The 269-nt window shown below is 61.3% G+C and carries 1 protein-coding gene; it reads left to right on the forward strand.

What is annotated here, in order from left to right; genetic code table 11:
* Nucleotides 1-48: 48 nt before the first annotated feature.
* Nucleotides 49-269, forward strand: a 221-nt coding sequence (locus tag SB847_RS21140) for a carbon-nitrogen hydrolase family protein (protein WP_410578587.1), incomplete at its 3' end; no start/stop codon positions are given.

Here is a 269-nt window from a genome sequence, read left to right on the forward strand (position 1 = left end):
GGCAGTTTCTACGAGCGTGGCGCTGACGGCAAGATCTATAACACCTCTGTGGCCTACTCCCCGCAAGGAAAGCGTGTGGCGTCGTACCGCAAGATCTTCCCATGGCGCCCCTACGAGCGCGTTGCAGCGGGGTCCGAATTCGTGGTCTTCGACATGGCGGGGATAGGCCGGGTGGGTCTGTCCATCTGCTACGACGCGTGGTTCCCCGAAAGCAGCAGGCACCTGGCCTGGATGGGGGCTGATCTCATCCTCAATGTGGTGCAAACTCC

The sequence above is a fragment of the Bacillus sp. SIMBA_026 genome (assembly GCF_046535335.1).
In the GTDB taxonomy this organism is placed as follows: Bacteria; Bacillota; Bacilli; order Bacillales; family Bacillaceae; genus Bacillus; species Bacillus velezensis.